Raw genomic sequence first — 25,181 nt, forward strand, 5'->3', positions numbered from 1 at the left:
TCAATTCAAGGTCGTTAAAGAGATCTACTAATGGAAAACAATTTACTCAACAGTTTTGTGGATGAGCTTCACAAACTCGAAAAACAAGGAAATAAGCGAACACTCCCTCTGATTACCCAGCAGGGAAACCGCATCCAATACGAAGAGAAAAACGGCTATAACCTCTCCTCAAATGATTATCTGGATCTGGCTACAGACCTGACATTGCGTGAAGAATTTTTACAATCGATCAACAGCGATAATGCGCTTTTCAGCGCTTCATCTTCACGCCTCTTAACTGGAAATCATGTGCTGTATACCCAACTGGAGAAGCGGTTGAGCGCTATGTTCGGTACCGAAAGTGCCCTGGTCTTTAATAGTGGTTATCACATGAACACAGGTATACTTCCAGCCATCTGTCATGGGCGTACCGTAATCCTGGCTGACAAATGGGTGCACGCCAGTTTGATTGATGGCATCCGGCTTTCAGCAGCACAGCATTTCCGGTATCGCCATGCCGACTATGCCCACCTGGAAGAATTACTAGCAAAACATGCTTCCCGCTTCGAACGCGTCATTATCGTCACTGAAAGCATTTTCAGTATGGACGGTGATTGTACAGACCTCAGTTATCTGGTTCGTATCAAATGCCGTTATTCGAATGTCATGTTGTATGTGGATGAGGCTCATGCGGTAGGCGTACGTGGTGAAAGAGGACTTGGTTGCGCAGAAGAGCAGGGATGCATTGCTGCTATTGATTTCCTGACTGGCACCTTTGGAAAAGCGCTAGCCTCGCTAGGCGGCTACCTCGTCTGTCGACAGCCGATTCGGGATTATCTGATCAATAAAATGCGGACATTGCTATTCACAACTGCACTCCCGCCGATCAATCTCCGCTGGAGCTTATTTATTCTGGAACGCTTGGACAGTTTTTCAGATCGACGTCAGCAATTGTGCAAAAACAGTATATTGCTCAAACAACAGATCATCGCAAAAGGTTACGAATGTTGCTCACAAAGCCATATTCTACCCCTTATAATAGGCGATAGCAGTGCGGCGTTACTGAAAGCAGAAGACCTGCAGCGAAAAGGATTTTATGTACTGCCCATCCGTCCACCTACCGTACCGGAAGGAACTTCAAGAATACGTATTTCATTAACATCGGGTATAACAACATCGCTTATCCTTCAACTTGCAGCAAGCCTATGATATTCAAAAAAATTACGCCCGCACATCATTCGGCTAACCCAGATAATTTGGTATCACTGAATAATCCAATACCATCCAACAAAAAGCTTGTCCTATTCTTTGTGGGATGGGGAATGGATGAGCATCTGTTTTCGGGTTACGCCCGATCCGGACAGGATCTGATGATCGCCTACAACTATTCTTCCTTAACACTGGACGAAAACCTCCTAAAGGGCTACGAAGAAATCCAGGTTTTCGCTTGGTCTATGGGCGTATGGGCAGCTTCACAGGTATTACCGGAACTTCGGTTAAAGCATTATCCGATCAGTACCTGTACAGCAATCAATGGCACGCCATTTCCGATTGATGACAGCAGAGGAATTCCAGTCCAGGTATTCCATTCCACCTTGAACACGTTAAGCGAAAAAACGCTTGATAAATTCAGACTACGGATGTGCGGTTCAAGGGAAATGTTAAACCTTTTTCTTGCTAAAGCCCCCAGGCGGGACATAGCGAGTCTTCGAAAAGAACTAACTGCAATTGAAGTGCAGGCGACAGTACAATCAGCAACAGCTTTCCAATGGGATGAGGCCTATATCGGAAATGATGACCGCATTTTCAGTTCGGAAAACCAACAACGGGCATGGGCGCACACTCCTCATAAATTTGTCGACATGGCCCACTATCCCGAAAAATTATTTAAACAGCTTTTGCAGGAAATCTAAAATGCTTAACATCATGGACAAACAACGGATCAGATCCCGCTTTTCGAAAGCCGCACAGAGTTACCACTCGGCGGCGGTTGTGCAAGGTCAAATTGCCGAAAAAATGATCAAACTGCTCCGGAATATTTTTTTCATCAGACCAGATAGGGTGCTCGAAATAGGCTGTGGAACCGGACTCTTTTCCCGCTTGTTGCTCCAGCAGCTCTCTCCGAAGCATACGATCTTCAACGATATCTGCCCAGAAATGATCAAAAGTGTGATGAATATCGTCTTGCCGCAGCATGGTTCGCAACATTACAGCTTTATCTGTGCCGATGCCGAAACCTGCAGTTTACCCGACGAACTGGATCTCATCACCTCCTGTTCCACTATTCAATGGTTTGAAGACCCTAGCGCCTTCTTTGCACGCTGCCATACCGCACTTCATGCGCGTGGTATCCTAGCATTCAGCACATTTGGCGAAGAAAATATGCGCGAGATCAGCAGCACAACAGGAGTCGGCTTAACCTATCATACCCAATCAGCACTGGTAGCGGAATTGTTGGCATCGGGCTATGAAATTCTCTCCGTAGAAGAAGAACTCCTGAACCTCAGTTTTGAAAGCCCCTTGCAGGTACTCACCCACCTAAAAAAAACCGGAGTGACAGGCATAAAAAATCATCGCTGGACAAAAAGCAAGCTTCAGGCCTATTGTACCGAATATATAGATCGTTATGCTATGGGCACGCGGGTTCCGCTGACTTATCACCCCATCTATATCATCGCAAAGAAAAAATGAATAATTAAACAAGAGCGCCAAATAGGAAAGCGAACTGATGCGTAGTAAATCTGCTCCTGAATGCGCTGACAGATGACAGATTTTTTTGAAATCTTAACAGCATATAATACTGAATTGGCAATCGAATAAGCAGCAAAAAAACATAGAAATGAAAAACAACATTTATTTTGTATCTGGCATAGATACCGGAATAGGCAAAAGTTACGCAACTGGTCTTATTGCTAAGCAATGGAATGCAGAAGGTCTGCGTACAATAACTCAAAAACTGGTACAGACCGGAAATACAGCTATTTCCGAAGATATTATCTTACACCGCGAACTGATGGGCATTGCCTTTACCGAAGATGACCAGGAGAAAATAACCATGCCTGAAATTTTCAGCTACCCCGCATCACCGCACCTAGCGGCACAAATAGATAAACGCGAAATAGACTTCGAAAAAATCAGGCAAGCGACAGCGCAGTTAAGCCAGCGCTATGATGCTGTACTGGTAGAAGGTGCCGGTGGCCTCATGGTACCACTCACTGAGGATTACCTAATCATAGATTATATCAAGGAAATGGGTTATCCTTTGCTTTTTGTAACCTCCGGCAAATTGGGCAGTATCAATCATACCCTATTAAGCCTGGAAGCCATTGCCACACGTGGGATCAATCTGCATACCGTCATCTACAATACGTTCCCCGTACTTGAAGACAGCACCATCAGCACAGAAACACAGCGTTATCTCCGCAATTACATTCAAAAGCATTTTCCCGAAACCAAATTTATCACCTTATAAATGGGTTTAGGCCAATAAGGGATCAGTCGTAGTTTCCACTCCTGTCTCCAATCGTCCCGCAAGCTGTAGTTCAAAATCAGCAGTGCCCAACCCCTTGACGGCAAGATCATACCAATTGCCCTGTGGGGCAATATCCAAGGTCAGGATAAGTTCTTTACCGGATCCAATTTCCTTTGTCGCTGTATAATGCTGATAATTCAAACTTTTCACCTCCACCTGAACAGTCTTTGTATCCAGGTTTTTGAGTGTTAGTTGCAACTTGCCTGTTGCTGCTTTGGTCAGTGATTTAAGTTCTGGAGACACCGCGGCCAACAACGTTGGCGCGTCTTTTTGTCCAGCAAACTTTCGGTAGAAACCATTTGGTCCATGGAGCTCAAAGGCATAGTGCTGTCCTTCAAATTTCCGCAGATCCCATTGATAGTCGAGGTTATCTCCGGCCTTGACCGCAAAATTCCAGTTTCGATAGGTTTCGATTTGGCCCTCTTCGTCTGTATAGGCAAGTGGACTATAGACATTGAAAGGCACTCCATTCGTTTTTTCACCAAATATAGTTGTATCCACCTGCATCTTCAGGTTAAATTGACCGTTCTGCACATAGCCAACGACATCATGTCCATAGGGCAAGGCCGCTGATTTACGGGTTCCTTTCTCCTGTACACGATTGAATTCCGAAGTCCAAACCTGCTGTTTAGCCTGCTTCAGATCAGTAATTTCAATAAACCCGCCCGGATTATCCTTGAATTGGGCGTTGTATATGGTTTCTATGTATTGGTTTCGATCTAGAAAAGGGAGCTGCTCCTGCGCTTGGACAAAGGGTGTGAAAGCTGCTGTCAGATTACCGCAGATCGTCCGCCGCCAGGCACTGATATGCTCCAGATGAATATTTTTGTGGTATTTATGATTAAAGAAGTATTCCAGGAACTGTAAAGTCGAGGTATGGTCAAACACTTGGGAGCAGACTTTTCCTCCCCGTGACCAAGGCGATGCGATATACATCGGCACTCGGAATCCCAACCCAACCGCTCCCTCACGGGCCTGTTTTTTTGGAATCCCCTGTTTGAGCTCATTGTCCAAACGCACCATTTCCACTTCACTATCAATTCCTTCCGAACAGGCTCCTGTATCTTTCCTCTTTAGATCCGGTACGAGGAAAGGTTTCACATGGTCGTAATAGCCATCATTCTCATCGTAAGTGATAATAAAAATGGTCTTTTTCCAGACCTCCGGATTTTTGGTCAGGATATCCAATACTTCCGACACATACCAGGCACCATACCAAGGAGCACTGGGATGATCCGAGAAATTTTTGGGACCAGCCAGCCAGGATACCGCAGGTAATTTACCACCGTCGACATCTTTTCGGAACTGATCCAGCACATCCCCTTTAGGCACCTCCAAAGTCCGCTTTTTACCCTGTTCCTTAAACTGCAATGTCTCCAGCTTACGGTAATTATTATCCCCTTTATTGATCGTAAAGGCTCGTTGATGTAAAGATTTCGTAAGATCAGACAGTTTATTATAATTATCGGCATTGAACTCTTTCAATTCAGCTTCAGCCCGCTCCAGGGTTTCACTTTTCTTACGGATATCAACACGGATTTTCTCCGCCTGCTCTTCGGATTCCGGCGACCGCTCTTCGAGCTTGGAAATCTGCCCTGGCAGATCACGTACCTGTGTTGCAAGGTTGCTGACGTAAGTATCTTTGAATTTGACCTGATAGGCCTGAAAAAATTCCAATAGATTACAACCAAAATTGGACAACCAAGCGCGCTCTTCACCCGATAGTCCACCACCACAGCTTGTTTCATTTTGATAAAAACGCCAGTCTATATTGTTCTTTTCCAACAACTCCGGAAAGGTCTCCCAGGTCATTTTGCCATAACCGAAATCATCGTTACGAATATTGACCTTCTGCAATCCATCTTTTATTTCGGTAATCTTACCTGTCCAAAAGAACGAACGATTGGGGGTTGTACTGGTCATGCCTGAACAGAAATTCTGATCACATACGGTAAAAGCATCCGCCAGCGCATAGTGAAAAGGTAAATCTTCACGTGTGAAATAACCCAGCGTCAGTGGCATTGCTGCATATTGCTTGTTACTCGATTGCTTCGCGGTCAACCATTGGTCGTATTTCCCCTGGTTATAGGCGTCCACCTGACTCGCCCTACTATGGGGAAGTGAGCCCATCCAAGTCACCTTGCTCTCTTTGAGATTTAGCCGAAAAGGAGCAAATACCTTCCCCACCTTATCTGTCTGATACCATACCGGAAGGTCATTGGGTAACCGCACCGCACGTGGATCATTGAACCCCCGTACACCGGAGAGGCTCCCCAACGTATGATCAAAGGAACGATTTTCCTGCATCAGGATCACGATATGTTCTGCGTCCAGAAAACTACTTCCTGGCACTGGATCTATCGCAAAGGCTTTTTGAATGGAGGCCGGCATAAAACTAGCGATACCAGCAGCTCCGGAAAATAACAAGGTCTTTCGAAGAAATTCTCTTCTGCTTTCCATAATGTTTATCTATAATTTCGATTTGAATCTACTTAGATTTCTTTTTGTTTCATATTTCTTCGTGTAAATCTTGTGTTACTAAATTATTTACAGGAGAAGAATATGTCAAAAGAGTGGAGAATTTGTCAAGAGATGAATATCGTAAATGGATGCGATGGATAGGGTTTGCAAAATTTGCTTACTTTTACAAAACGACAATGCATACATTTATGGTGGACATTTTGCTACTCGAAGATGACAGGGTTCTTTCTACTGAAATTAAATCCTTTTTACTAAGTCAGGGTTTCTCTTGTGACCAGGCCTTTGATGGCATTGAATTTTTGGCGCAGACGCATCAAAAAAAATACGGCTTTTACTTGCTGGACATCAATGTTCCCAAGATAAACGGTCTAGAAATCTGTAAGAAAATACGTAGTCATGATGCGCTGACCCCGATTATCATTCTCTCCGCCTATGATGATATCGACGACAAAAAGGAAGCATTTCTCCGTGCCGCAGATGATTATTTAGTCAAGCCCTTTGTACTGGATGAGTTACTGATGCGCATCAATTCACTTCTTCGCCGGCAGCAACACAACGAAAGCAATAGCCTCAAAACATTGGTCATCGATGATCTGATCATTTATCCCGAAGAGGCCAGGGTGCTGCGGTCAAATGAAGAAATCAACCTGACACAGAAGGAATTTCAGTTGCTGTTGCTATTGGCTCAGGCCAATGGACGCACCTTATCCAAACAACATATTTCCGAAGAAGTATGGCAAAATCAATTTCAGACAACACAAAATACCATCGAAGTTTACATCAATTTTTTACGTAAAAAAATTGACAAGAATTTTGAAAATAAGCTTATCCACACCAGACCTGGATTTGGCTATTACCTCGCTGCGGATAAATGACTTTAAAAAAGAAAATAGCGATCAGTTTTAGTATTGCGTTCTCCATCCTATTCGGAGTCGCGATGCTCATTATCTATTATGCCAGTGTTGATTTCAGAAATGATCAATTCCGTCAGCGACTGGTAGATAAACTGGATTATATTTCACATTATATTGCCAATACGCCTTCTTTTGACCGCGAATCTTATAAAACTTATTTTCAAGATATTGAAGATGGACTATTTTATGAGGATGTCATTATTCTGGACAAGCATAAAAAACTTATTTTCAGCACGGTAAAAGATAAAACGATTACCTGGAATCAGGCGATTATCAACCGTCTGGACAATGAAAAACGAATCTTCTACAAACAGGACCAATATGAAATATTGGGCAAATATTATCTGATCAACAAACAGACCTACTACCTTTTGGTCAAAGCCCAGGATTATTCTGGCAATGAGAAATTAGATCACCTGGCGATCGTATTAACGATCCTATTTTTACTGAGCACCTTGCTGATCTGGATCTTTAGCTACAATCTCATTCTTCGTTTATTACATCCTTTGGATAGACTCAAAAAAGACATTACACAAATCAATGCCAGTAAGTTGACCAACCCGGTTAAATATGCCGGAAATACGGATGAGATCGCGGTATTAACCCAAGCATTCAATACCATGCTGAAACGGCTGTCCAGTGCTTTTGAATCCCAAAAAGAATTTAACTCAAGTGCATCTCATGAGCTGCGCACACCACTGGCCAGAATGTCATTCCAATTGGAGAACCTCCGGAATCAACAACAGCTTGATGAAAATGTCAGCCATGTACTTGACAATATCGCAAAAGAAACACAGCATCTTTCCGAAGTCACAAACTCGCTGATGCTCCTTTCAAAATTTGATTCGGCAACACTCCAAACCACTTATCAGGAAGAACGGATTGACGAGATCATTTTTACGGCATACGAAAAGGTTGCAAAAGCCTTCCCCGATCTGCAGCTTGACTTTTCTATTAAAGGCGTCGCAGATCCTAAATTGACCCTCGTTTGTTCGGCACAGTTGATTGAAATCGCCTTTGTCAATCTATTCAAAAATGCAGCGCTGTACTCCTATCACCCTGAAGTAACTGTTGTTATCCATGAATCTCCGACGCAACTGAAAGTACGGGTAACCAACCATGGAGCTGCGCTGAGCAGCACGGATCAAAAGCGTATTTTCGATGCGTTCAGCCGCGGCGAGAATGCCGCAGAAACCACCGGATCGGGCTTAGGGCTGCGGATCGTCAAACGCATTATGGATTCTCATCAGGCAACCGTCGAATACAAAGCCAATACACAGCATTCGGCCCATACATTTACACTCAGATTCCCCAAGTCGACTACCGAAAACAGCGACTCGCTACCCATCCAATAGGCAGCTGAGGTAAAGAATGATCAAATTTTAAGCTTTTTTTAAGTATTTATTAAGGGGCTTTTAATCTGTGCCCGCGTTCTTTGTTGCATAAGATTCGATCATGATGACAAAGAAATCCTTGCTATTTTTGCTGTTTTTAAATTCCGTTGCATTTGCACAACAGAAACCGCCAATAGCCTTCGATGCTATGCATTCGGAAAATACAACTACTCATTCTGAAAATACAACTTTCAAAACAATACAACAGTCTTCTGGCAGAAAAATGACGCTTCTTGAATGCGAAGAAGCCTTCCGAAAAAACAACCTCTCCTTGTTGGCGCAACAATATGATATCAGTCAGGCCGAAGCGGATGTCATTCAGGCCAAAATCTGGGAACTTCCACAATTGGAAGTCGCTGTCAATGCTTATGACCCACAAAATAAAAAGGCATTCCATGTGGGAGGATCAAAAGATGCCAGCGTATCCCAATTGCTTTATCTGGGTGGAAAAAAGAAAAATGAGGTTGAGTTTGCCAAATCAAATGTTGAGCTTTCAAAACTGCAATTCAGCCAGTTGTTGGCCAGTCTACGGGCACAACTAAGGACAACATTCTATTCTCTTTATTTCGAACAGCATAAACTGGCCGACATCAATGTACAACTGGATTACCTCAACAGCCTGTTGACAGCCTACAAAGAAGAAGGTAAAAAGGTAAACGTTTCACTTCGGGACCAAGTTCGTCTGCAAACCATGGCCATCGATCTCACCAACGAAAAAACGAGTGCCACCAATACCATTATCGGTATGCAACAACAATTAAGGGTACTGCTCTCCAATCAGGAAGATGTACTCCCCAATCTATCGGATACGGAGGCAGATCGGGAATTAGCAATCAGACCTACAATGAGCATGGACAAGATGTTCGACCTCGCACTTGAAAATAATGCCGACTATCAATTTGCGTTAAAAACTGCCGAAAGCTCACAGCTTTTTACCAAATGGCAAAAATCATTGAATACACCCGATATCAATCTCGGATTAGAATACAGCCAAAACGGAGGAACATTTCACAATGAACTGAATCTCAAAGCAGCGATTCCACTTCCACTATGGAAACAAAATAAGGGAAATATCATCAAGGCCAAATATGCCGAAGAAGAAGCCAAAAAGAATATCGAAGTACAACGGCAGCTATTGGAATCGCAGATCCGTTCCAACTATCAGTCTTGGGAAAATCAATACAATCAATATTTCACTATTACGGCTGACGACCTGCACAATATTGCTGTAGTCTACGATGGTGTGTTCAGCAATTTCAGAAAAGGCAATATCTCCCTTGTTGAGTTCACCGATTTTATGGATAGTTACCGGATATCTATCCTCAAGCTATATGATATGAAAAAAGAAATTATCCTCAATGCCGAGCAGCTTAACTACTTGGCGCAAACCTCTATATTCAATTCAAGCCATGTCAACTAAACAACTTCTCCTAAGCACTGTGGCCATCGTATTCTTATACGCCTGCCAGAATCATAAAGAAACCGACAATTCAGCGATTGTCAAAGGTTTTGAAATCAGCGAAACGATGCTCAAATCGACGAGTTTTGCCACTGTAAAAAAAGAAAATGTAACGGAGGAACTAAATTTCTTCGGTAAGATATCGGCCGATCAGAACAATTACATTGACATCTTTCCACTCGTTGGTGGGAATGTTGTATCCGTCAATGTATCCTTGGGTGATTATGTACATAAAGGCCAGGTACTCGCAACAATCAGAAGTACAGAGGTTGCGGGTATACAAAAAGATCTATCCGATGCGAAAACGGATGTGCTGCTTGCCGAAAAGAATTACCGTGTCGCAGAGGATATGTATAACGGTAAATTGAGTACTGACAAAGATATGCTTGAGGCTAAAGGGCAATTGACCAAAGCAAAGGAGCAACTGCGCCGTTCAGAGGCCGTCAGTCAGATTTACAACGTTCGTAAAGGCAATATTTACTCCGTTGTATCCCCTATTGATGGATATATCGTTCAAAAAAACATCAATAAAGATATGCAATTGCGTAGTGACCGCAGCGACAATATCTTTGATGTCGCCAACACCAAAGACGTCTGGGCAATACTCAACGTGAATGAAACGGATATCGACAAGATCAGCATGGGCATGCCCGCCGTTGTCTCCACATTGAGCTATCCCGACAAAAAATTCGAGGGAAGTATCGACAAAATCTTTAAAATCATTGATCCACAAACCAATGCCATGCAGGCACGCGTCGTCCTGGATAACAAAGACGGCCTACTTATTCCCGATAGTAAAGCCACGATCAAGCTGCTGCATCACTCCAATACACAGGCACTGGCCATCCCTTCAGATGCGGTCATTTTTGATCAGAACAAGTATTTTGTGTTAATCTACAAATCACAGAATGACATTAAGATCCACGAGATCCAACCCATGAAACAAAATGTAGAAACCACCTACATCAGTACCGGGTTGCAGGAGGGCGAGCAAGTAATTGTCAACAACAAGCTTTTGATCTATAGAGCATTGAATAATTAACCCGTGTTAGCTTTTTACGAGAATGAACAAATTCATTAAAAATATCATTGCCTTTTCCATAAAAAATAAAGCATTCACCTTTATTTGGGTTGGTATTTTGGCTATTGCTGGCTTTATAAGTTTCAAAAGTATGCCTATTGAGGCATTTCCAGATGTAACCAACACACAGATTACCATCATCACCCAATGGAACGGCCGTAGTGCCGAAGAGGTAGAACGCTTTGTGACCACCCCTATTGAACTGGGCATGAGTCCTGTTCAGAAGAGAACCAGTATCCGCAGTACGACCATGTTTGGGCTTTCCATTGTCAAAATCATCTTTGATGACGGGGTAGATGATACTTTTGCGCGCAATCAGGTCAACAACTTGCTGCGTTCGGTCAGCCTCCCTGAAGATATAGACCCTGAGGTGCAACCGCCATACGGTCCGACAGGAGAAATATTCAGGTATACCCTACATAGCGACCAACGAAATTCCAGGGATCTATTGACCTTACAAACCTGGGTTATCGACCGGGCATTGAGAGGTGTTCCGGGGGTTGCGGACATCAATGTATTCGGTGGCCAGGATCTCGTTTATGAGATTAGTACCGATCCCATCAAATTGGACAAATACAATCTTACCCCCTTACAGGTTTACGATGCTGTCAGCAAAAGTAACCTCAATGTCGGTGGCGATGTGATCGAAAAAAGTGGACAGTCCTATGTCGTACGTGGTATCGGTTTGGTCAACTCCATCAATGATATCGAAAACATTACGGTGATCAACGAACGTGGAAACCCTGTATTCGTCAAAAATGTAGCGGAGGTCAAAGAAAGTTCCATGCCCCGGGTAGGGCAAGCCGGTTTTGGTAAAAGCGATGATGTTGTTGCAGGTACAGTGGTCATGCGTAAGGGTGAAAACCCCAGGGAGGTACTGACCGCCGTAAAAGCAAAAATTGCGGAACTCAACGACAAGATCTTGCCCAAAGATGTCAAAATGCAAACCTTCTATGACCGTGACAACCTGATGGATTTCACGACCCACACGGTCATGCACAATTTGATCGAGGGTATTGTACTGGTCACCCTGATGGTATTGCTTTTTATGGCCGACTGGCGGACGACAGTAATCGTTTCCATCGTCATTCCCCTGGCCCTGTTATTCGCATTTCTATGTCTTAAACTGGCGGGTATGAGCGCCAATCTACTCTCTTTGGGTGCGGTGGATTTCGGAATTATTATCGATGGTGCCGTAGTCATGGTCGAGGGTATATTTGTCATGCTGGATCATAAGGCCCATAAACTGGGGATGGAAAAATTCAACAAAATGGCCAAGGCAGGATGGATAAAACAGACCGGTACCGGATTGGGAAAAGCCATTTTCTTCTCCAAACTGATTATCATCACCTCGTTGATCCCTATATTTTCCTTCCAGAAAGTGGAAGGAAAGATGTTCTCGCCGCTGGCCTTTACCCTCGGTTTTGCCCTATTAGGTGCGCTGTTATTTACACTGACCCTGGTACCGGCACTATCTCATATTCTGTTGAACAAAAATGTCAAAGAACGGCATAATCCTTTTGTGGAATTTTGGAACAGAATCGTCGCTAAAAGTTTTGGATTTACCTTTAGAAATAAACGTCTGAGTTTAATTGTATCACTGGTCATACTGGGTATGGTATTATTTTCCGCTAAATTTCTAGGAACTGAGTTCCTGCCCACATTGAATGAGGGTTCACTTTGGGTAACCGCCGAAATGCCGATGAGTACTTCCTTAAAGGAATCCATCAAAACAACCAAAGTATTAAAAACGACATTGGAATCCTTTCCGGAGGTAACAGGTGTATTATCGCAAACCGGACGGAGCAACGATGGAACAGATCCAAACGGTTTCGGCTTTGTGCAATTTGCTGTAGCACTGAAACCTAAGGAGGAATGGACACGAAAAATTAACATGGATCAGCTGATCGAAGAAATGGATCATAAGCTCAAGCAGTATCAGGGAATCACCTACAACTATTCTCAGCCCATTTCGGACAATGTCGCGGAAGCTGTCGCTGGATTTAAGGCCGAGAATGGGATTAAGATCTTTGGTGACAACCTCGCTACGCTGGACCGCCTATCGAAAGAGGTCTTTGCACAGATCAAGGATATACAAGGGATCAAGGAGCCCGGTATTATCCTGAATATCGGTCAGCCTGAGGTCAGTGTTATCCTGGACAGAACACGCATGGCTGCATTTAATGTGTTACCGGCCGATGCCCAGGCAGTATTGGAAATGGCTTTTGGCGGAAAGACAGCCTCCGTATTATACGATGGGGAGCGCAAGTTTAACATTCGCCTGCGTTATGCGCCAGAATACCGGAAGACGGAAAAAGATATTGCCCAGCTGATGGTTCCCTGTGGTGATGGCACCTTGATTCCCCTAAAAAGTATCGCAACAATAGAAAAAGACAATGGTGCAGCCTTTATTTATCGGGATAATATCAAACGCTATATTGGTATCAAATTTTCCATCCGTGATCGTGACCTGGGGAGTACCATTGCCGAAGCACAGCAGAAAGTTAGTAAGATCAAATTGCCCGATGGCTATTCCATTGGCTGGACAGGTCAGTTTGAGAATCAGCAACGGGCGACACATCGCCTGGCGCAGGTCGTGCCGATCAGCTTGGTTTTGATCTTCTTCTTATTGTTTATCTTATTCGGCAATATCAAAGACTCTTTGCTCGTTTTAGCCAACGTCCCCTTTGCATTGATCGGCGGAATTATTGCACTGCATGTGACTGGCATGAATTTCGGGATCTCCGCGGGTGTGGGCATGATTGCCTTATTTGGGATATGTATCCAAAATGGTGTTATCCTGATTTCCGAATTCCATCAGAACAAAAAAGATGGCCTTCCCAACGATCAGTCTATTTACAAAGGGGTCAAATCACGTACCCGGCCTGTGGTCATGACGGCATTAATGGCTTCAATTGGATTGTTGCCAGCCGCACTCTCTACTGGTATAGGTTCGGAATCACAAAAACCGCTAGCGATCGTCATTATCGGTGGACTGATATCCGCCACCATCTTGACTTTGCTCGTGTTCCCGATCATCTATGATATCTTCAATCGGACCGAAAAAGTACAACGAAGAATCGCAGATTAATAACGTCCATTTTATATACTATATACTTAGACCATTAACGGTCATCGATACTGCCTATGCCGTGAGGTGTAAGGCAGTATTTCTTTTCGAGATACATGTTGGTGTAACATTTGTATCTATTCAGGGTATAAAGTTTCAAAAACAACAAAAAGCCCTTAAGTTTACAACAAATTATCGTTCAGTTGGTATTATTCCATGCTGGATCAATAAACAAAATATATGACTATTCTCACCTTTACACTCATCCTCCTTTTGGGTGCTTTTGTTGCGGGACTCTTAGGATCGCTGACAGGCTTGGGGGGAGGGGTCGTCGTCATTCCATTGCTGACCCTTCTATTTCATGTTGATATCCGTTATGCTATTGGGGCCGCACTGCTGGCGTCAATTGCCACCTCTTCCGGGGCTGCTACAGCCTATGTCAAAGAAGGGATTACCAATATCCGGCTCGGCATGTTTTTGGAAATTGCGACCACAATCGGTGCTGTCATCGGTGCTGTTATTGCAATTTATATGCCGACCAATACGATCGCCATTATCTTTGGTGTGGTGCTGATCTTTTCAGCCGCAATGACGGTGCGCAAGAAAAATGAGCATGCCTTTTCCGGCGGCTCAGCTTTAGCCGAAAAGCTAAAATTGAACAGCACTTATCCATTGGATGGCAAACTTGTCCCCTACAAACTGACCAATGTGGTCGGTGGTTTTTCATTGATGGGTGTCGCAGGTATTCTATCTGGTTTGCTGGGTATCGGTTCAGGTTCTCTTAAAGTACTCGCCATGGATAGTATGATGAAAATTCCCTTTAAAGTCAGTACCACGACGAGTAATTTTATGATCGGGGTGACAGCCGCAGCTTCAGCTGTGGTCTATCTACAACGGGGTTATATGGATCCAGGGATTGCCTTTCCAGTCATTCTGGGTGTACTTTGTGGTGCCATTACCGGTTCAAAGCTTTTGAAAAGAATGAATCCTAAGACCTTGCGTATTATTTTTGCCGTTGCCATCACATTGGTCGCACTGGAAATGATTTTCAATGGATTTCAACATAAATTTTAGGCGAATAAGCTTTACACAGCTGATATTCGCCAGTATCACACAGTCGAATATCAGCTCTGAACAGTGTAAGTTCAATTGCGTAAAAAAATTAATGCGCTCGTTTATGGCCTTGGCCATAGACATTTAATAAATAATTATTTGCAGATGAAACAGGTATTTTCAAAAAACTATTGGAGTGATAAGGATATCTCACTTTTGGTGGGACAGATTTTACGGACAGGTGTTATCCTGGCCTCCTCCGTGTTAGTGATCGGTGGGATCTGGTATTTGATCGTCCACGGACAGGATGCGGTACCCAACTATAAAGATTTCGTCGGTGAGGGTAAATCCAATACGACCATCAGCGGTATTATCGTAGGAGCATTCAGCAAAAATATTCCCCAAATCATACAACTTGGGGTTTTGCTTTTGATCTGTACACCGATCGTACGGGTGATCGGCTCCCTTTTCGGTTTCGTTATCGAAAAAGATAAGCTCTATATCGTCATCACATTGATTGTGCTGACTGTGATTATAGGCAGTATATTGAGCGGAGTCAAGGGATAATCCTGTAAAGAGATCAGTCCCTTATCTCTTGGCTCTAAGCCAGGTCGATTTCTCCAGTGCATATTCAAAATTCTTCCGTTCGGGTTCGTTGACATAAGACACCATTTTTTCGGCGACTTTGCTTGCCCCCAAACGTTCGACAGCTTTTTGTGAGCGGAAATTTTCAGCACCTACGTGTAAATAGATCTTATCCACAAAATTAAAGGCAAAGTCAAACATCATTTCTTTGACCAAAGGATTGATACCCGCCCCCCAATAAGCCCTTGCATAGAAGGTAAAGCCAACAAAAATAGATTTTTCGGCCTCATTGAGACCATAATATCGGGTGCTTCCAATGCATTCCCCCGTCACTTTATCCAAAATAAGATAAGCTGTTTTGCTTTCCAATGCAGCATCAAAAAAAGACCGAAAAACCTCCTCCTTCCAGCGGTCTTTGTTGGGATGCTGCTCCCATATCAACGGATCTTTAGCTACTTGATAAAGCGTATCAAAATCACTTGGGTCAATCAACTTTAATATGACCTTATCATTTTCAAGTTTATTCGGTGCTACAAACTTCATTAGAACATGTTTAACGTTGGACTTCTACCAAAATTTTAAATTTCATTAAAAGATACCAATTATTGATGAAACTAAGTTGAATTACGTTTCCTGTTATTCAAATATTACACCAAAATGTCCAATTGACAGATTAGGACAACATATCTTTACTATTACCATCGATAACAGCTTTACTCTGGCAATGAACAACGAACGATACAATGCATAAAAGATGTCTGTTTTTTTTATTTTCATCGTTTTGTAATTGTGTCACCACTGAAAACAAAAATTCGCCTGAGGCATAAGTTTCTTAAAAATCTATCATTCTAGCTGCTGATTGTACTTTATAAAGCGCAAATTTTCGTATTTTACACCCTAATGGAACAGTTCAAGGAATTTGTAAAACAACGCATCAATGTCAGCGAAGAAGAATTAAATGATATTGTATCGCGTTATCATGTCAGAAAAATCAAGAAGAAGGAATACTTTTTAAGGGCGGGTGAAGTCTGTCATTATGAAGCTTATGTCGTCAGTGGACTGTTTAAGTCATTCTATGTCACGGCTGATGGGATAGAACATATCCTTCAATTTGCCATAGAAGACTGGTGGGTGGGTGATATTGCCAGTTTCAACTATCAGGAACCGGCTTTACAAAATATTCAGGCACTCGAAGATTCAGTTGTACTCACGTTATCAAAAACGGATAAAGACAAACTCTACGAAGACCATCCGATTTATGAAAAACTTTCCAGAATTATGGCCCAACGTGCACAGATTGCATCCCAGCACCGTATTATCTCCAGCATAGGTTTTACAGCTCAGGAACGCTATCTGGATTTTATCAAACGCTATCCTAAAATATATCCCAGGATCTCCAATATGCAACTGGCCTCCTATCTTGGGGTGACACAAGAGTTTTTGAGCCGCTTAAAAAGACAAATTTTAAAGCCTAATCGAAATTCTTGACCTACATCAATTTTTTCTATTCAAGTTTATCCCACCTTTGCAGAAGCTTGTTCAAACAAACATTTTGAACAATTAAACGTTTGATAAATAAACAAATAGAAAACAACATGAATAGATTTTTCCAATTTTTGGCAGTGGCAGCGTTAATGGTTAATGTTGCTGTAGCGCAGGTAAAATGGTCTGCTGATCCGGGACATACCAATGCAAGATTTGATGTGAAACACCTTGGTATCAGTTTTGTCGATGGTCAGTTTACCAAAGTGGAGGGAACAGTGGAAACTGCAACCGCTACAAGTTTCAACAATGCAAAAGTAAACTTTTCCATTGATGTCAATAGTGTTGATACGCGTATTGAAGCACGTGACAATCACTTAAAAACAGATGATTTCTTCGCTGCGGACAAATTTCCTAAGATGACTTTAAAATCCGTCACCTTCAAAAATGCGAAAGTGAAAGGTAAATATATTATGGTGGCAGATCTGACCATCCGCGACGTAACTAAAAAAGTAACTTTTGATGTCACTCAAAATGGTGGTGTTATTACCGATCCTTGGGGAAAAACACGTGCAGGCTTTACAGCAAAAACAAAAATCAACCGTCAGGATTTTGGGATCAAATACAATGATAAATTACCTTCGGGCGTAGAAGCAGTTGCCTCTGATGTGGACATTATTGTCAATACTGAATTGGTTTTGAACTAAGCAAAGTTTTTTAAATCACACAAAAAAAAGTGGCTACCCAAGATTTTAGATAGCCACTTTTTTTTAAAGGCTTACGACTACTCAGCCATAAGCTCGCCGTTCTCATTCTCGGGCGAATTTCTTTTTTTACGTTACAAGCCCTTCAACATACCACCATCCAGCGGAATATTGGCTCCAGTGAGATAGTTGGCGTAGGTCGAGCAGATAAAGGCGACCAGGTAGCCATATTCCTCCGGCTCTCCCAAACGTGCCGCTGGCACCTGTTTTAAGCGCAACTGCAAAGCTTCTTCATAGGATATACCCAAGCGCTGTGCATCCATATTGGTCAAAGACTGAATTCTTTCGGTATCAAACAGCCCTGTTAATATACTATTGACAGTCACGCCGTCCTTTGCAACATCATCTGAAAGCGATTTGCTCCAGCTTATCAGGGCGGTACGGATGGTATTTGATAAAACCAGATTAGATACGGGCTCTTTTACAGTCGAAGACGATACATTAATAATGCGTCCATAACCGTTTGCCAACATATAAGGTAAGGCACAAGATGTCGTATAACAGTGATTCTGAAATAAAAGTTCAAAGGCATGCTGGTAGTCCGCCAGATTTTTCTGATCAATCGTTCCCGCTTGTGGTCCGTTGGAGTTATTGACCAGGATATCCACCTTGTTTGATTCAAAATAACGATCTATTTGTACTTTATAGTCTTCATGATCATTGTAATCGACCAGAATATATTGGTGCACCTGCCCTTTCGAGCTGTCCAGGCTTTCCAAAGTATGCTTCAATTTCTCCTCACTACGTGATGCTAGGGTAACCGAGGCACCACAGGATGCCAAAACTTTGGCAATCCCGGCACCGATGCCGGCAGAACTTGCGCCAATCAGGGCTTTTTTTCCAATTAGATTGATTTCCATAACTATTTCGTATGCTATTAGCTTATACCAGCTAATTCGTTGTGTGTATTATTCAAAAAATATAGATGAACTAGGGGCGGTCATTTAATCATTATCTTTTGCCCGGATCATGGCAATAAACAAATAGACCGCAAAGACCCATGCCGAGCCCAGGCATATCCAAGCAAAAACGGGAATGCCCCACCATTGCGGTTCAATACGCGCTACAATCACCATTCCGCCCAGTAAGTTGAGTGACATAAACATGATACCGATCACAATACGGTTGACCCCTTTACGGAGTATGGCATTGAAGGACCGGGCACTGATCAGACGATGATTCAAGGTGAAATTCCCCGTACGGAATAAGCGTACCAAAGCCCGCATATCCTCCGGAAGTTTTTCGACATCGCGTGCGAAAGACTCTATCTTATGTTTTCCCTTTTTGAGAATAGCTTCTGGCGATAGGCGTTCCATCATGATCCGTCGCGCAAAAGGCTTAATGCTCTCCATGATATTGAGATCAGGATAAAGCTGCCGGCCGATACCCTCCATCAAAGAAATACCCCGCATGAGCTGATAGATATATTCCGGAAAATACAAGCGATTATCACCAATGATCTTCCAGAGTTTATTAAACAGCAGATCAAGGCTGAGATCACCCAAGGAAACATTATCAATCATGTCAAATATTTCATATAGGGAGCGTTCGAACTGATTTCGGTCAGGGATATGGCTCACTACAGCCACGTCTTCAATGACATCCGCCAATCGGACTGCATCCTCGGAAATCGCTGATTGGATAAACTCCTCGAGCTGTCGTCGGTCAATTCCGAGCAATTTGCCCATGTTGCCAAAGTCCAGAAAGGCAATACGCCCATCGGGCATTACCATCATATTACCGGGGTGCGGATCACCGTGAAAAAAACCGTGGATAATCACCTGTTCCAGATACAGATTGATCCCATTTTTCACCAAGGTTTCCACATCCATTCCCCGTCGTTTAATTTCCACGACATCTGTCACTTTGAAACCATCGAGATACTCCATACAGAGCACGCGGTCAGAGGACAGATCGGGGTACACTTTGGGCACCTTGATCAGTTTGTTCCCTTTAAAATTTTTAGCAAAGCGCTCAATGTTATGGCGTTCGATGACCAGAGACATTTCCTCTTGCAGCGTCATGGCAAAAGATTCTACGATGAGGGAAAGGTTGAGATTTTCCAGTGCGTCATTGTACATGGTCAGAATCTTGGCGATATCACGCATGAGCGCAAGATCTACACGCATGACCTCATCTATTCCCGGTCGACGCACTTTTAAGACGACATTTGTGCCATCTTTTAATGTCGCCCGATAGACTTGAGCAATAGACGCTGCGGCAAAGGGCTCCGACGCGATGGTCTCAAATTGTTCGGTGATGTCTAATCCGAGTTCTTCAGTGAGATATTCGTGAATGTCTACTTCAAAGGGCGGGACATTATCTTCGAGCTTTTTGAGTTCCTCGACAAGATCTTTTGGGAGCAAACCTTCGCGGGTGGAAGCCGATTGTCCCAACTTGATAAAGGCTGGTCCGAGCTCTTCCAAAGCCATGCGGATACGCGTATATACACTGATTTTGTCAACATCTATATTACGCTCTAAACTCGCTCTTGGCCCTTTCCATGGCAATCGGGCAATGGCATCTTTGAAACCATATTTTGCTAATATGCTTAAGATTTGGGAACTACGTTGTAACTTCTTGGTCGGATTGTACATCATGGACAAGGATTTTCGATAACAAGATACGAAATATCCAAGTGCCAAAAACACAAAGACCTTACCTTTTTCGCATCAACACCCTTATTCCGCCTCCATCTGATCCAGGTTTTCTTTGATCCGTTTGACATAATCCCCATAATAGGCACGAATCATAAATTCGGTAATCAACACGATAATAACGATCGAAATAAGTGCAGAAAGGATCATCCATAGTATAAAATTAGGATCCTGCTGCAAAGTATCTTTGAAATGATATAATTTCTCAAACCAAGCGACTGTCCTATTTTGTCCAATCATAATGAGGTAAAGAAATAAGGCTTGCGGAATCATCACATAGGCAACGATACGATAAGTTTCGACCGCATATTTAAGGTCATAATAGAGCTTTAGTAGATGCTCTCGGGACGCCAGGAGATCAATCTGCTTGGCACTTTTGATCAGGTAATAGAACCTACGGTAATACAGCAGGCTCGACAGCGAGATCTGCACAATAAAAAAGTAATACGCAAAAGCTGCATACCCAGAGATTTTATAGATTGGCAGCATGGGTACAGCAATCAGGAAAAACATGCACACCAACCAGGAAACAAATTCACGTTTGATATTGCGTCTCAGTTTGGCCATGATATTGCCGACCTCCTTATAATGTTTGAGATTTGGATTTTGTAAATCCTCATCTGTTGGCTGTTCCTGCCAAGATTTTTTTAATTCATCAAAATTCATAATTGTATTTTTTAATGATTTGTTGAATCCGTTCTTTTGTACGATTTAATTTGACCCGTGCATTGACTTCAGATATACCAAGATGCGCCGCGATTTCGCGATGGCTCTGGCCTTCCAAAAACAAAAAGATCAACGCTTTTTCTACGGCATTCAGTTCATGCACCGCCTGATAGAATATTTTTAGCTGTTCGTCTTTATCCGGATTATAAGATTCGTCCGGAAAATCATGTCGTTCTTCTAGGCTATCGTAAATCTGATGTTTCTTCTCTTTCTTTAAAAATACCATCGCGGTATTCAATGCAACACGATACATCCATGTTGAAAATTTACTTTGCTGCTTAAACGTTGCGTAAGACTTCCAGAGCTGATACACAATTTCCTGATAAAGATCTTGCCGTCCATCCTGGTCATCCATATACATACGACTCACCTTGACGATAATTCCTTTATTTTCGTCAATCAACTGAAGAAATTCTGTTTCCGAATGAGCCAATGGTAAATTTTCTTTTTAAGATCTTTTCAGGTAATAAGTATAGCAAACAAACAAAGTGTTACAGCTTAATTTAAAAATATGTAAATTGTTCATAAAAAGGAGGCAAATCACGATAATAATTATGGAAAATATATTTTATGAGGGACAGGTCATCTGGGCACAAATAGATGCCAATCGGCACATGCGCCATTCGGCCTATGCCGATATCTGTGCACAGGCACGGAGCAATATGTTAAACAAAATGGGTTTTTCCTTGGACAAATTCGCCCAATTTCAGATCGGACCGATTCTATTTCGGGAAGAATTGATCTACGCAAAGGAGGTACACCTGGATGAATACGTTCAGGTAAAAGTGGAATTGACTAAATACAATAAAATCAATAGTCGTTTTTCTTTTATCCATCAGGTCTATCGCCAGGATGGCACATTATGTTGTACAGTAAACGTTGATGGCGCTTGGCTTGACTTAAAGCTGCGAAAACTGACCAAGTTACCGGAAGAAATGGAGCCCTATTTAGCCAAAGTACCACGTGCGGTAGGATATGAAGAGATTGGATAAAAAAATCCCTCGGAATATTTTTGTATTCCGAGGGATCAAAACATAAACTAACCTAAAAAACTATCTTATTTGAGTATCAACTGACCATCGGCCAGGATGCGCTTGTCATATGATGTTTATCATATAAGCAGCATGAACTATTTTACTTCGATCAAACGCTTTGCGATAATAGCGTCTTCTTTCTTGCCAACAGTTAAAATCAATATTCCACCTTCATAGGCTGCTTCAATATTGCTATAGTCAACTGTTTCAGGCAAAGTAAATGATCTTGAAAATGAACTATAATTGAATTCCTTCTTGCTATATAGTTTTTCTTCACTTACTTGCTCTTCTTTTTTCTCTGCTGAAATAGTGATCAGATTTTTATCCACATTGATTTTAAAATCTGACTTATCCAATCCCGGAGCTGCCATTTCGATCTTAAATGATTTTTCAGACTCCGAAATATTCACTGCTGGAACACGTGAAACTAAACGATCTGAAATAAAATTATCATTGAATAGATTGTCAAATACAGTATTTACAAATGGATTTACTGCGTCGGTATTTAAACTTTTTGTAGGGAATTTAATTAATGCCATTTTTTGTCCTCCTAATTTTTTTATTTTTTGTTAAGCTTTATTTTCTAACTCTTTTCTAGGGGATATTCAATTCACGTACCAGTTGCAAAACAAAGACAAAATGTCATTTTAAAATAATTCAAAGCGACATTTTGACACAATACATTTAAAACCGTCCATAAAAGGGCGCGATATTGTCATTGCTTGGAAGACATGATCCCACTACCCGGTATAGCATTAACGTAGCAGTAGGCAAACTGTTTTCAGGCGGATTTAATTTTACAAAACATTAACCTTGGCGCTTTACCCTTCTGGTTCTGGTCTTTCTCTTTGTTCCAGTGCCCTAATCAGCAAAAACTTAACAGCATCGTAGATATAATCTTTTGCCTCGGCATAGGAAACATCATAAATCCGTGATACCAATGCATCATATTGCGGAAAGGGGGAAAATAGTTTAGCGTAATAGGCATCCAGCTGCGCATGAGTGGGTAATTCAAAAGCCAGGCGAAGCTGAAATCGTCGAATAATTGCTGTATCCAATATCTCGGGATGGTTGGTTGCCGCAATCAATACAGCTTCGTTGGGAAAATAATCGATCAGTTGGATAATCGTATTCACCAGGCGACGCATCTCCCCGACATCTTTCTCTTCACTGATCCGCGCTTTTCCAATCTGGTCAAATTCATCGAGGAACAGTACAGCCTTTTCACGTCCTGCCTTGTCAAAAACCTGCTTGATATGCTGCGAAGTCTCACCGATGCGGGATGAGATCAAGTTACTCAGATTCAAGATATAGATCGGTTTGTCGAGTGCCGTCGCCAACGCTTTTGCCGTTGTTGTTTTTCCGCAGCCCGAATAACCGTGTAAGAGAATCTTGTTGCTTACAGGCAGACCATATTGCGAGAGCTCTCGGATATAGCGATGTTCCTTAATCAGCTGTTGCAGTTTCTGCCGGCTATCTTCCGCTAAAAAAACATCTTCTAGCGCAATCTTTTCCTTATCGGCGATAACAAGATCGTAAATATTCATCTTATCAATTTGACACTTTTATACAATGGATCCGCAAATTTAGGCAGGTATTTCAAACTTTTACTGGTCCAGTTTGAAAATTAATCATTCAGGTATTTCAAACCAACCTGCGAATAGGATAAATCGCCGCCAAAGGGAGGATTCGATTTGCGAATGACAACCTCAATCATTACGGCATGCGGTACCCCTAGCCGAATCTGTTCCAATATTTCTGCAGCTGCAGATTCCAGCAGTTTCCGTTTGGGCTGCATCACACGAGCAGTGATCTGGTACAGTTCTTCATAATTTAGCGTATTACGCAAATCTTCGGTTTCTGTATTATGAAAAGGGAAAGAGACATCAATAGACACAAAAAATTCATTCCCGAGAATCTGCTCCTCCTCGTAATAACCAATTGGCGCATAAAACCGCGCTTCTTTCAATGAGACTGTCTGTAAAATGGTTGCCATGCACAAACCTAAGCAAATTGTTCCGAAATCAAAAAACCTACAGTTTCGACGAATTCAATAGCATCAGACCAGAGGAAAATCTCATCCATATACATTCAGGCGCTTAAATAGATCCTATTCTAAAATTATAATTGTATATAAAAGCAAATTTTCCTAAGTTTAAATACACCAAAAACCCAACAGATGAACTTTTCTTTATCTACGGCACTATGCCTGGCGATCTTATGCGGTTCCAGCGCAATCCATGCCCAAACAAATATGAAACCCAGCGATACAGAATATTACAAACCTGTTCCGCCAACAGTAACACTTAACAAGGGAATCCCAAGTGATGCCATTGTTCTTTTTGACGGTAAGGATCTGAGTAAATGGAAGAGCGAAAAAGGAAATGCAAATTGGACAGTAGCCAATAATACGCTTGAAGTAAAACCCGGAACTGGAAATATCGAGACAACCGAGCATTTCGGCGACTTTCAGCTCCATATTGAATGGAAGAGTCCCGAGCTCATCAAGGGCGAAGGGCAAGGCAGAGGGAATAGCGGCATTTTCCTGCAGGGGCTCTATGAAATCCAGGTATTGGACAATAATAACAATCCGACCTATGTCAATGGTGGTGCGGGAAGTCTTTACAAACAACGTCCACCGTTGGCTCAGGTCATCGTAACGGACAAATGGCATGTATACGATATCATCTACAAGGCTCCCCAGTTTAACAAAGACAGTCTATTAATCAGCAAAGGTACGGTCACTGTTCTCCACAATGGCGTCCTTATCCAGAATAACACCCAGATTGATGGCACAACAGAGTACATTGGACTTCCAAAACAGGTGAGCCATGGTCCCGGCCCCATTATCCTGCAAGATCATGGTGATCTGGTCCAGTTTAGAAATATCTGGCTCCGCAAACTTTAGATCGACACAACAATTTCAGTTAGACAAGCAACAATTCTGTACTAGGTTTTATAGGGCTATTT

At 42.5% G+C, this 25,181-nt stretch carries 24 protein-coding genes; 15 read left to right on the plus strand and 9 right to left on the minus strand.

Annotated features, from left to right (window positions below; all coding sequences use genetic code 11):
- Positions 1 to 30 precede the first annotated feature (30 nt).
- The 4 genes from M2408_RS17400 to bioD all read left to right on the plus strand — a co-directional run bounded on the left by M2408_RS17400 (position 31) and on the right by bioD (position 3,451).
- On the plus strand, positions 31 to 1,188 hold the full coding sequence (locus M2408_RS17400) for an 8-amino-7-oxononanoate synthase (RefSeq protein ID WP_259183797.1): 1,158 nt from the start codon (positions 31 to 33) through the stop codon (positions 1,186 to 1,188).
- Positions 1,185 to 1,892, plus strand: coding sequence for a pimeloyl-ACP methyl esterase BioG family protein (locus M2408_RS17405; protein WP_259183798.1), 708 nt, complete (start codon positions 1,185 to 1,187; stop codon positions 1,890 to 1,892). Before M2408_RS17400 ends, M2408_RS17405 begins: the two co-directional genes overlap by 4 nt.
- Positions 1,893 to 1,905: 13 nt before the next feature.
- Positions 1,906 to 2,670 carry a malonyl-ACP O-methyltransferase BioC gene (gene bioC, locus M2408_RS17410; protein ID WP_259183799.1) on the plus strand — a complete coding sequence of 255 codons (765 nt, stop codon included), beginning with the start codon at positions 1,906 to 1,908 and terminating at the stop codon, positions 2,668 to 2,670.
- A gap of 148 nt (positions 2,671 to 2,818) precedes the next feature.
- The gene (bioD, locus tag M2408_RS17415) at positions 2,819 to 3,451 is read left to right on the plus strand and encodes a dethiobiotin synthase (protein WP_259183802.1); all 633 of its coding nucleotides are present in this window, start codon (positions 2,819 to 2,821) and stop codon (positions 3,449 to 3,451) included.
- A gap of 6 nt (positions 3,452 to 3,457) precedes the next feature.
- Here bioD and M2408_RS17420 read toward each other — a convergent pair whose 3' ends face one another.
- A complete protein-coding gene (locus M2408_RS17420) occupies positions 3,458 to 5,971 on the minus strand; it encodes a phosphocholine-specific phospholipase C (RefSeq protein WP_259183805.1) in 2,514 nt (837 codons plus the stop codon).
- Between the two features lie 197 nt (positions 5,972 to 6,168).
- Between M2408_RS17420 and M2408_RS17425 the strand changes: the two genes are divergently transcribed.
- The 7 genes from M2408_RS17425 (at position 6,169) to M2408_RS17455 (ending at position 15,530) form a co-directional block, all read left to right on the plus strand.
- Positions 6,169 to 6,867, plus strand: a complete 699-nt coding sequence (locus M2408_RS17425; protein ID WP_259183808.1) for a response regulator transcription factor — start codon at positions 6,169 to 6,171, stop codon at positions 6,865 to 6,867.
- Positions 6,864 to 8,261 carry a HAMP domain-containing sensor histidine kinase gene (locus tag M2408_RS17430; protein ID WP_259183811.1) on the plus strand — a complete coding sequence of 466 codons (1,398 nt, stop codon included), beginning with the start codon at positions 6,864 to 6,866 and terminating at the stop codon, positions 8,259 to 8,261. The genes M2408_RS17425 and M2408_RS17430 overlap by 4 nt, the downstream gene beginning before the upstream one ends.
- 100 nt (positions 8,262 to 8,361) lie before the next feature.
- Positions 8,362 to 9,720, plus strand: a complete 1,359-nt coding sequence (locus M2408_RS17435; protein ID WP_259183812.1) for a TolC family protein — start codon at positions 8,362 to 8,364, stop codon at positions 9,718 to 9,720.
- Positions 9,710 to 10,801, plus strand: a complete 1,092-nt coding sequence (locus M2408_RS17440) for an efflux RND transporter periplasmic adaptor subunit (RefSeq protein ID WP_259183815.1) — start codon at positions 9,710 to 9,712, stop codon at positions 10,799 to 10,801. Before M2408_RS17435 ends, M2408_RS17440 begins: the two co-directional genes overlap by 11 nt.
- A 22-nt stretch (positions 10,802 to 10,823) precedes the next feature.
- Positions 10,824 to 13,931, plus strand: a complete 3,108-nt coding sequence (locus tag M2408_RS17445) for an efflux RND transporter permease subunit (RefSeq protein ID WP_259183816.1) — start codon at positions 10,824 to 10,826, stop codon at positions 13,929 to 13,931.
- A gap of 219 nt (positions 13,932 to 14,150) precedes the next feature.
- Entirely contained in the window at positions 14,151 to 14,984 is an 834-nt protein-coding gene (locus tag M2408_RS17450) for a sulfite exporter TauE/SafE family protein (protein WP_120262102.1), read from the plus strand.
- 144 nt (positions 14,985 to 15,128) lie between these two features.
- Positions 15,129 to 15,530 carry a DUF1634 domain-containing protein gene (locus M2408_RS17455; protein ID WP_120262103.1) on the plus strand — a complete coding sequence of 134 codons (402 nt, stop codon included), beginning with the start codon at positions 15,129 to 15,131 and terminating at the stop codon, positions 15,528 to 15,530.
- A 21-nt stretch (positions 15,531 to 15,551) separates the two neighbouring features.
- Here M2408_RS17455 and M2408_RS17460 read toward each other — a convergent pair whose 3' ends face one another.
- A complete protein-coding gene (locus M2408_RS17460; protein WP_259183820.1) occupies positions 15,552 to 16,091 on the minus strand; it encodes a GNAT family N-acetyltransferase in 540 nt (179 codons plus the stop codon).
- Between the two features lie 357 nt (positions 16,092 to 16,448).
- Here M2408_RS17460 and M2408_RS17465 point away from each other — a divergent pair, with 357 nt between their 5' ends.
- Positions 16,449 to 17,036: a Crp/Fnr family transcriptional regulator gene (locus M2408_RS17465; RefSeq protein ID WP_120262105.1), complete on the plus strand. Its 588-nt coding sequence runs from the start codon at positions 16,449 to 16,451 to the stop codon at positions 17,034 to 17,036.
- 107 nt (positions 17,037 to 17,143) lie between these two features.
- Positions 17,144 to 17,737: a YceI family protein gene (locus M2408_RS17470; RefSeq protein WP_120262106.1), complete on the plus strand. Its 594-nt coding sequence runs from the start codon at positions 17,144 to 17,146 to the stop codon at positions 17,735 to 17,737.
- 131 nt (positions 17,738 to 17,868) lie between these two features.
- Here the strand turns inward: M2408_RS17470 and M2408_RS17475 are convergent, their stop codons facing one another.
- The 4 genes from M2408_RS17475 to M2408_RS17490 form a co-directional block, all read right to left on the minus strand.
- Positions 17,869 to 18,654, minus strand: coding sequence for an SDR family oxidoreductase (locus tag M2408_RS17475; protein ID WP_120262107.1), 786 nt, complete (start codon positions 18,652 to 18,654; stop codon positions 17,869 to 17,871).
- Between the two features lie 84 nt (positions 18,655 to 18,738).
- Positions 18,739 to 20,394 (minus strand): AarF/ABC1/UbiB kinase family protein, encoded by a 1,656-nt coding sequence (locus M2408_RS17480; protein WP_259183824.1) that lies wholly within the window; start codon positions 20,392 to 20,394, stop codon positions 18,739 to 18,741.
- An 81-nt stretch (positions 20,395 to 20,475) separates the two neighbouring features.
- The gene (locus M2408_RS17485; RefSeq protein ID WP_259183825.1) at positions 20,476 to 21,117 is read right to left on the minus strand and encodes a hypothetical protein; all 642 of its coding nucleotides are present in this window, start codon (positions 21,115 to 21,117) and stop codon (positions 20,476 to 20,478) included.
- Complete coding sequence (locus M2408_RS17490; protein ID WP_120262110.1) at positions 21,107 to 21,610, minus strand: RNA polymerase sigma factor; 504 nt, start codon at positions 21,608 to 21,610, stop codon at positions 21,107 to 21,109. Before M2408_RS17490 ends, M2408_RS17485 begins: the two co-directional genes overlap by 11 nt.
- Before the next feature lie 121 nt (positions 21,611 to 21,731).
- Between M2408_RS17490 and M2408_RS17495 the strand changes: the two genes are divergently transcribed.
- Positions 21,732 to 22,169, plus strand: a complete 438-nt coding sequence (locus M2408_RS17495; protein WP_259183826.1) for a thioesterase family protein — start codon at positions 21,732 to 21,734, stop codon at positions 22,167 to 22,169.
- Between the two features lie 137 nt (positions 22,170 to 22,306).
- On the opposite strand, the gene M2408_RS17500 is transcribed toward M2408_RS17495, so the two are convergent.
- The 3 genes from M2408_RS17500 to M2408_RS17510 all read right to left on the minus strand — a co-directional run bounded on the left by M2408_RS17500 (position 22,307) and on the right by M2408_RS17510 (position 24,207).
- Complete coding sequence (locus M2408_RS17500) at positions 22,307 to 22,750, minus strand: Hsp20/alpha crystallin family protein (protein WP_120262112.1); 444 nt, start codon at positions 22,748 to 22,750, stop codon at positions 22,307 to 22,309.
- A gap of 282 nt (positions 22,751 to 23,032) precedes the next feature.
- Positions 23,033 to 23,758 (minus strand): AAA family ATPase, encoded by a 726-nt coding sequence (locus tag M2408_RS17505; RefSeq protein ID WP_259183830.1) that lies wholly within the window; start codon positions 23,756 to 23,758, stop codon positions 23,033 to 23,035.
- Positions 23,759 to 23,838: 80 nt separating this feature from the next.
- Positions 23,839 to 24,207, minus strand: coding sequence for a dihydroneopterin aldolase (locus tag M2408_RS17510; RefSeq protein WP_120262114.1), 369 nt, complete (start codon positions 24,205 to 24,207; stop codon positions 23,839 to 23,841).
- A 183-nt stretch (positions 24,208 to 24,390) separates the two neighbouring features.
- On the opposite strand from M2408_RS17510, the gene M2408_RS17515 reads away from it, so the two are divergent.
- Positions 24,391 to 25,119 carry a DUF1080 domain-containing protein gene (locus M2408_RS17515; protein WP_259183834.1) on the plus strand — a complete coding sequence of 243 codons (729 nt, stop codon included), beginning with the start codon at positions 24,391 to 24,393 and terminating at the stop codon, positions 25,117 to 25,119.
- Positions 25,120 to 25,181 lie beyond the last annotated feature (62 nt).

The sequence above is a fragment of the Sphingobacterium sp. BIGb0165 genome, from assembly GCF_024810095.1.
Taxonomy (GTDB): Bacteria; Bacteroidota; Bacteroidia; order Sphingobacteriales; family Sphingobacteriaceae; genus Sphingobacterium; species Sphingobacterium detergens.

Excerpts from the sequence above, each read along its gene's own strand:
- M2408_RS17400 (WP_259183797.1), top strand. The coding sequence starts at position 31 with ATGGAAAACAATTTACTCAACAGTTTTGTGGATGAGCTTCACAAACTC.
- M2408_RS17405 (WP_259183798.1), top strand. The coding sequence starts at position 1,185 with ATGATATTCAAAAAAATTACGCCCGCACATCATTCGGCTAACCCAGAT.
- bioC (WP_259183799.1), top strand. The coding sequence starts at position 1,906 with ATGGACAAACAACGGATCAGATCCCGCTTTTCGAAAGCCGCACAGAGT.
- bioD (WP_259183802.1), top strand. The coding sequence starts at position 2,819 with ATGAAAAACAACATTTATTTTGTATCTGGCATAGATACCGGAATAGGC.
- M2408_RS17420 (WP_259183805.1), bottom strand. The coding sequence starts at position 5,971 with ATGGAAAGCAGAAGAGAATTTCTTCGAAAGACCTTGTTATTTTCCGGA.
- M2408_RS17425 (WP_259183808.1), top strand. The coding sequence starts at position 6,169 with ATGCATACATTTATGGTGGACATTTTGCTACTCGAAGATGACAGGGTT.
- M2408_RS17430 (WP_259183811.1), top strand. The coding sequence starts at position 6,864 with ATGACTTTAAAAAAGAAAATAGCGATCAGTTTTAGTATTGCGTTCTCC.
- M2408_RS17435 (WP_259183812.1), top strand. The coding sequence starts at position 8,362 with ATGATGACAAAGAAATCCTTGCTATTTTTGCTGTTTTTAAATTCCGTT.
- M2408_RS17440 (WP_259183815.1), top strand. The coding sequence starts at position 9,710 with ATGTCAACTAAACAACTTCTCCTAAGCACTGTGGCCATCGTATTCTTA.
- M2408_RS17445 (WP_259183816.1), top strand. The coding sequence starts at position 10,824 with ATGAACAAATTCATTAAAAATATCATTGCCTTTTCCATAAAAAATAAA.
- M2408_RS17450 (WP_120262102.1), top strand. The coding sequence starts at position 14,151 with ATGACTATTCTCACCTTTACACTCATCCTCCTTTTGGGTGCTTTTGTT.
- M2408_RS17455 (WP_120262103.1), top strand. The coding sequence starts at position 15,129 with ATGAAACAGGTATTTTCAAAAAACTATTGGAGTGATAAGGATATCTCA.
- M2408_RS17460 (WP_259183820.1), bottom strand. The coding sequence starts at position 16,091 with ATGAAGTTTGTAGCACCGAATAAACTTGAAAATGATAAGGTCATATTA.
- M2408_RS17465 (WP_120262105.1), top strand. The coding sequence starts at position 16,449 with ATGGAACAGTTCAAGGAATTTGTAAAACAACGCATCAATGTCAGCGAA.
- M2408_RS17470 (WP_120262106.1), top strand. The coding sequence starts at position 17,144 with ATGAATAGATTTTTCCAATTTTTGGCAGTGGCAGCGTTAATGGTTAAT.
- M2408_RS17475 (WP_120262107.1), bottom strand. The coding sequence starts at position 18,654 with ATGGAAATCAATCTAATTGGAAAAAAAGCCCTGATTGGCGCAAGTTCT.
- M2408_RS17480 (WP_259183824.1), bottom strand. The coding sequence starts at position 20,394 with ATGATGTACAATCCGACCAAGAAGTTACAACGTAGTTCCCAAATCTTA.
- M2408_RS17485 (WP_259183825.1), bottom strand. The coding sequence starts at position 21,117 with ATGAATTTTGATGAATTAAAAAAATCTTGGCAGGAACAGCCAACAGAT.
- M2408_RS17495 (WP_259183826.1), top strand. The coding sequence starts at position 21,732 with ATGGAAAATATATTTTATGAGGGACAGGTCATCTGGGCACAAATAGAT.
- M2408_RS17500 (WP_120262112.1), bottom strand. The coding sequence starts at position 22,750 with ATGGCATTAATTAAATTCCCTACAAAAAGTTTAAATACCGACGCAGTA.
- M2408_RS17505 (WP_259183830.1), bottom strand. The coding sequence starts at position 23,758 with ATGAATATTTACGATCTTGTTATCGCCGATAAGGAAAAGATTGCGCTA.
- M2408_RS17510 (WP_120262114.1), bottom strand. The coding sequence starts at position 24,207 with ATGGCAACCATTTTACAGACAGTCTCATTGAAAGAAGCGCGGTTTTAT.
- M2408_RS17515 (WP_259183834.1), top strand. The coding sequence starts at position 24,391 with ATGAACTTTTCTTTATCTACGGCACTATGCCTGGCGATCTTATGCGGT.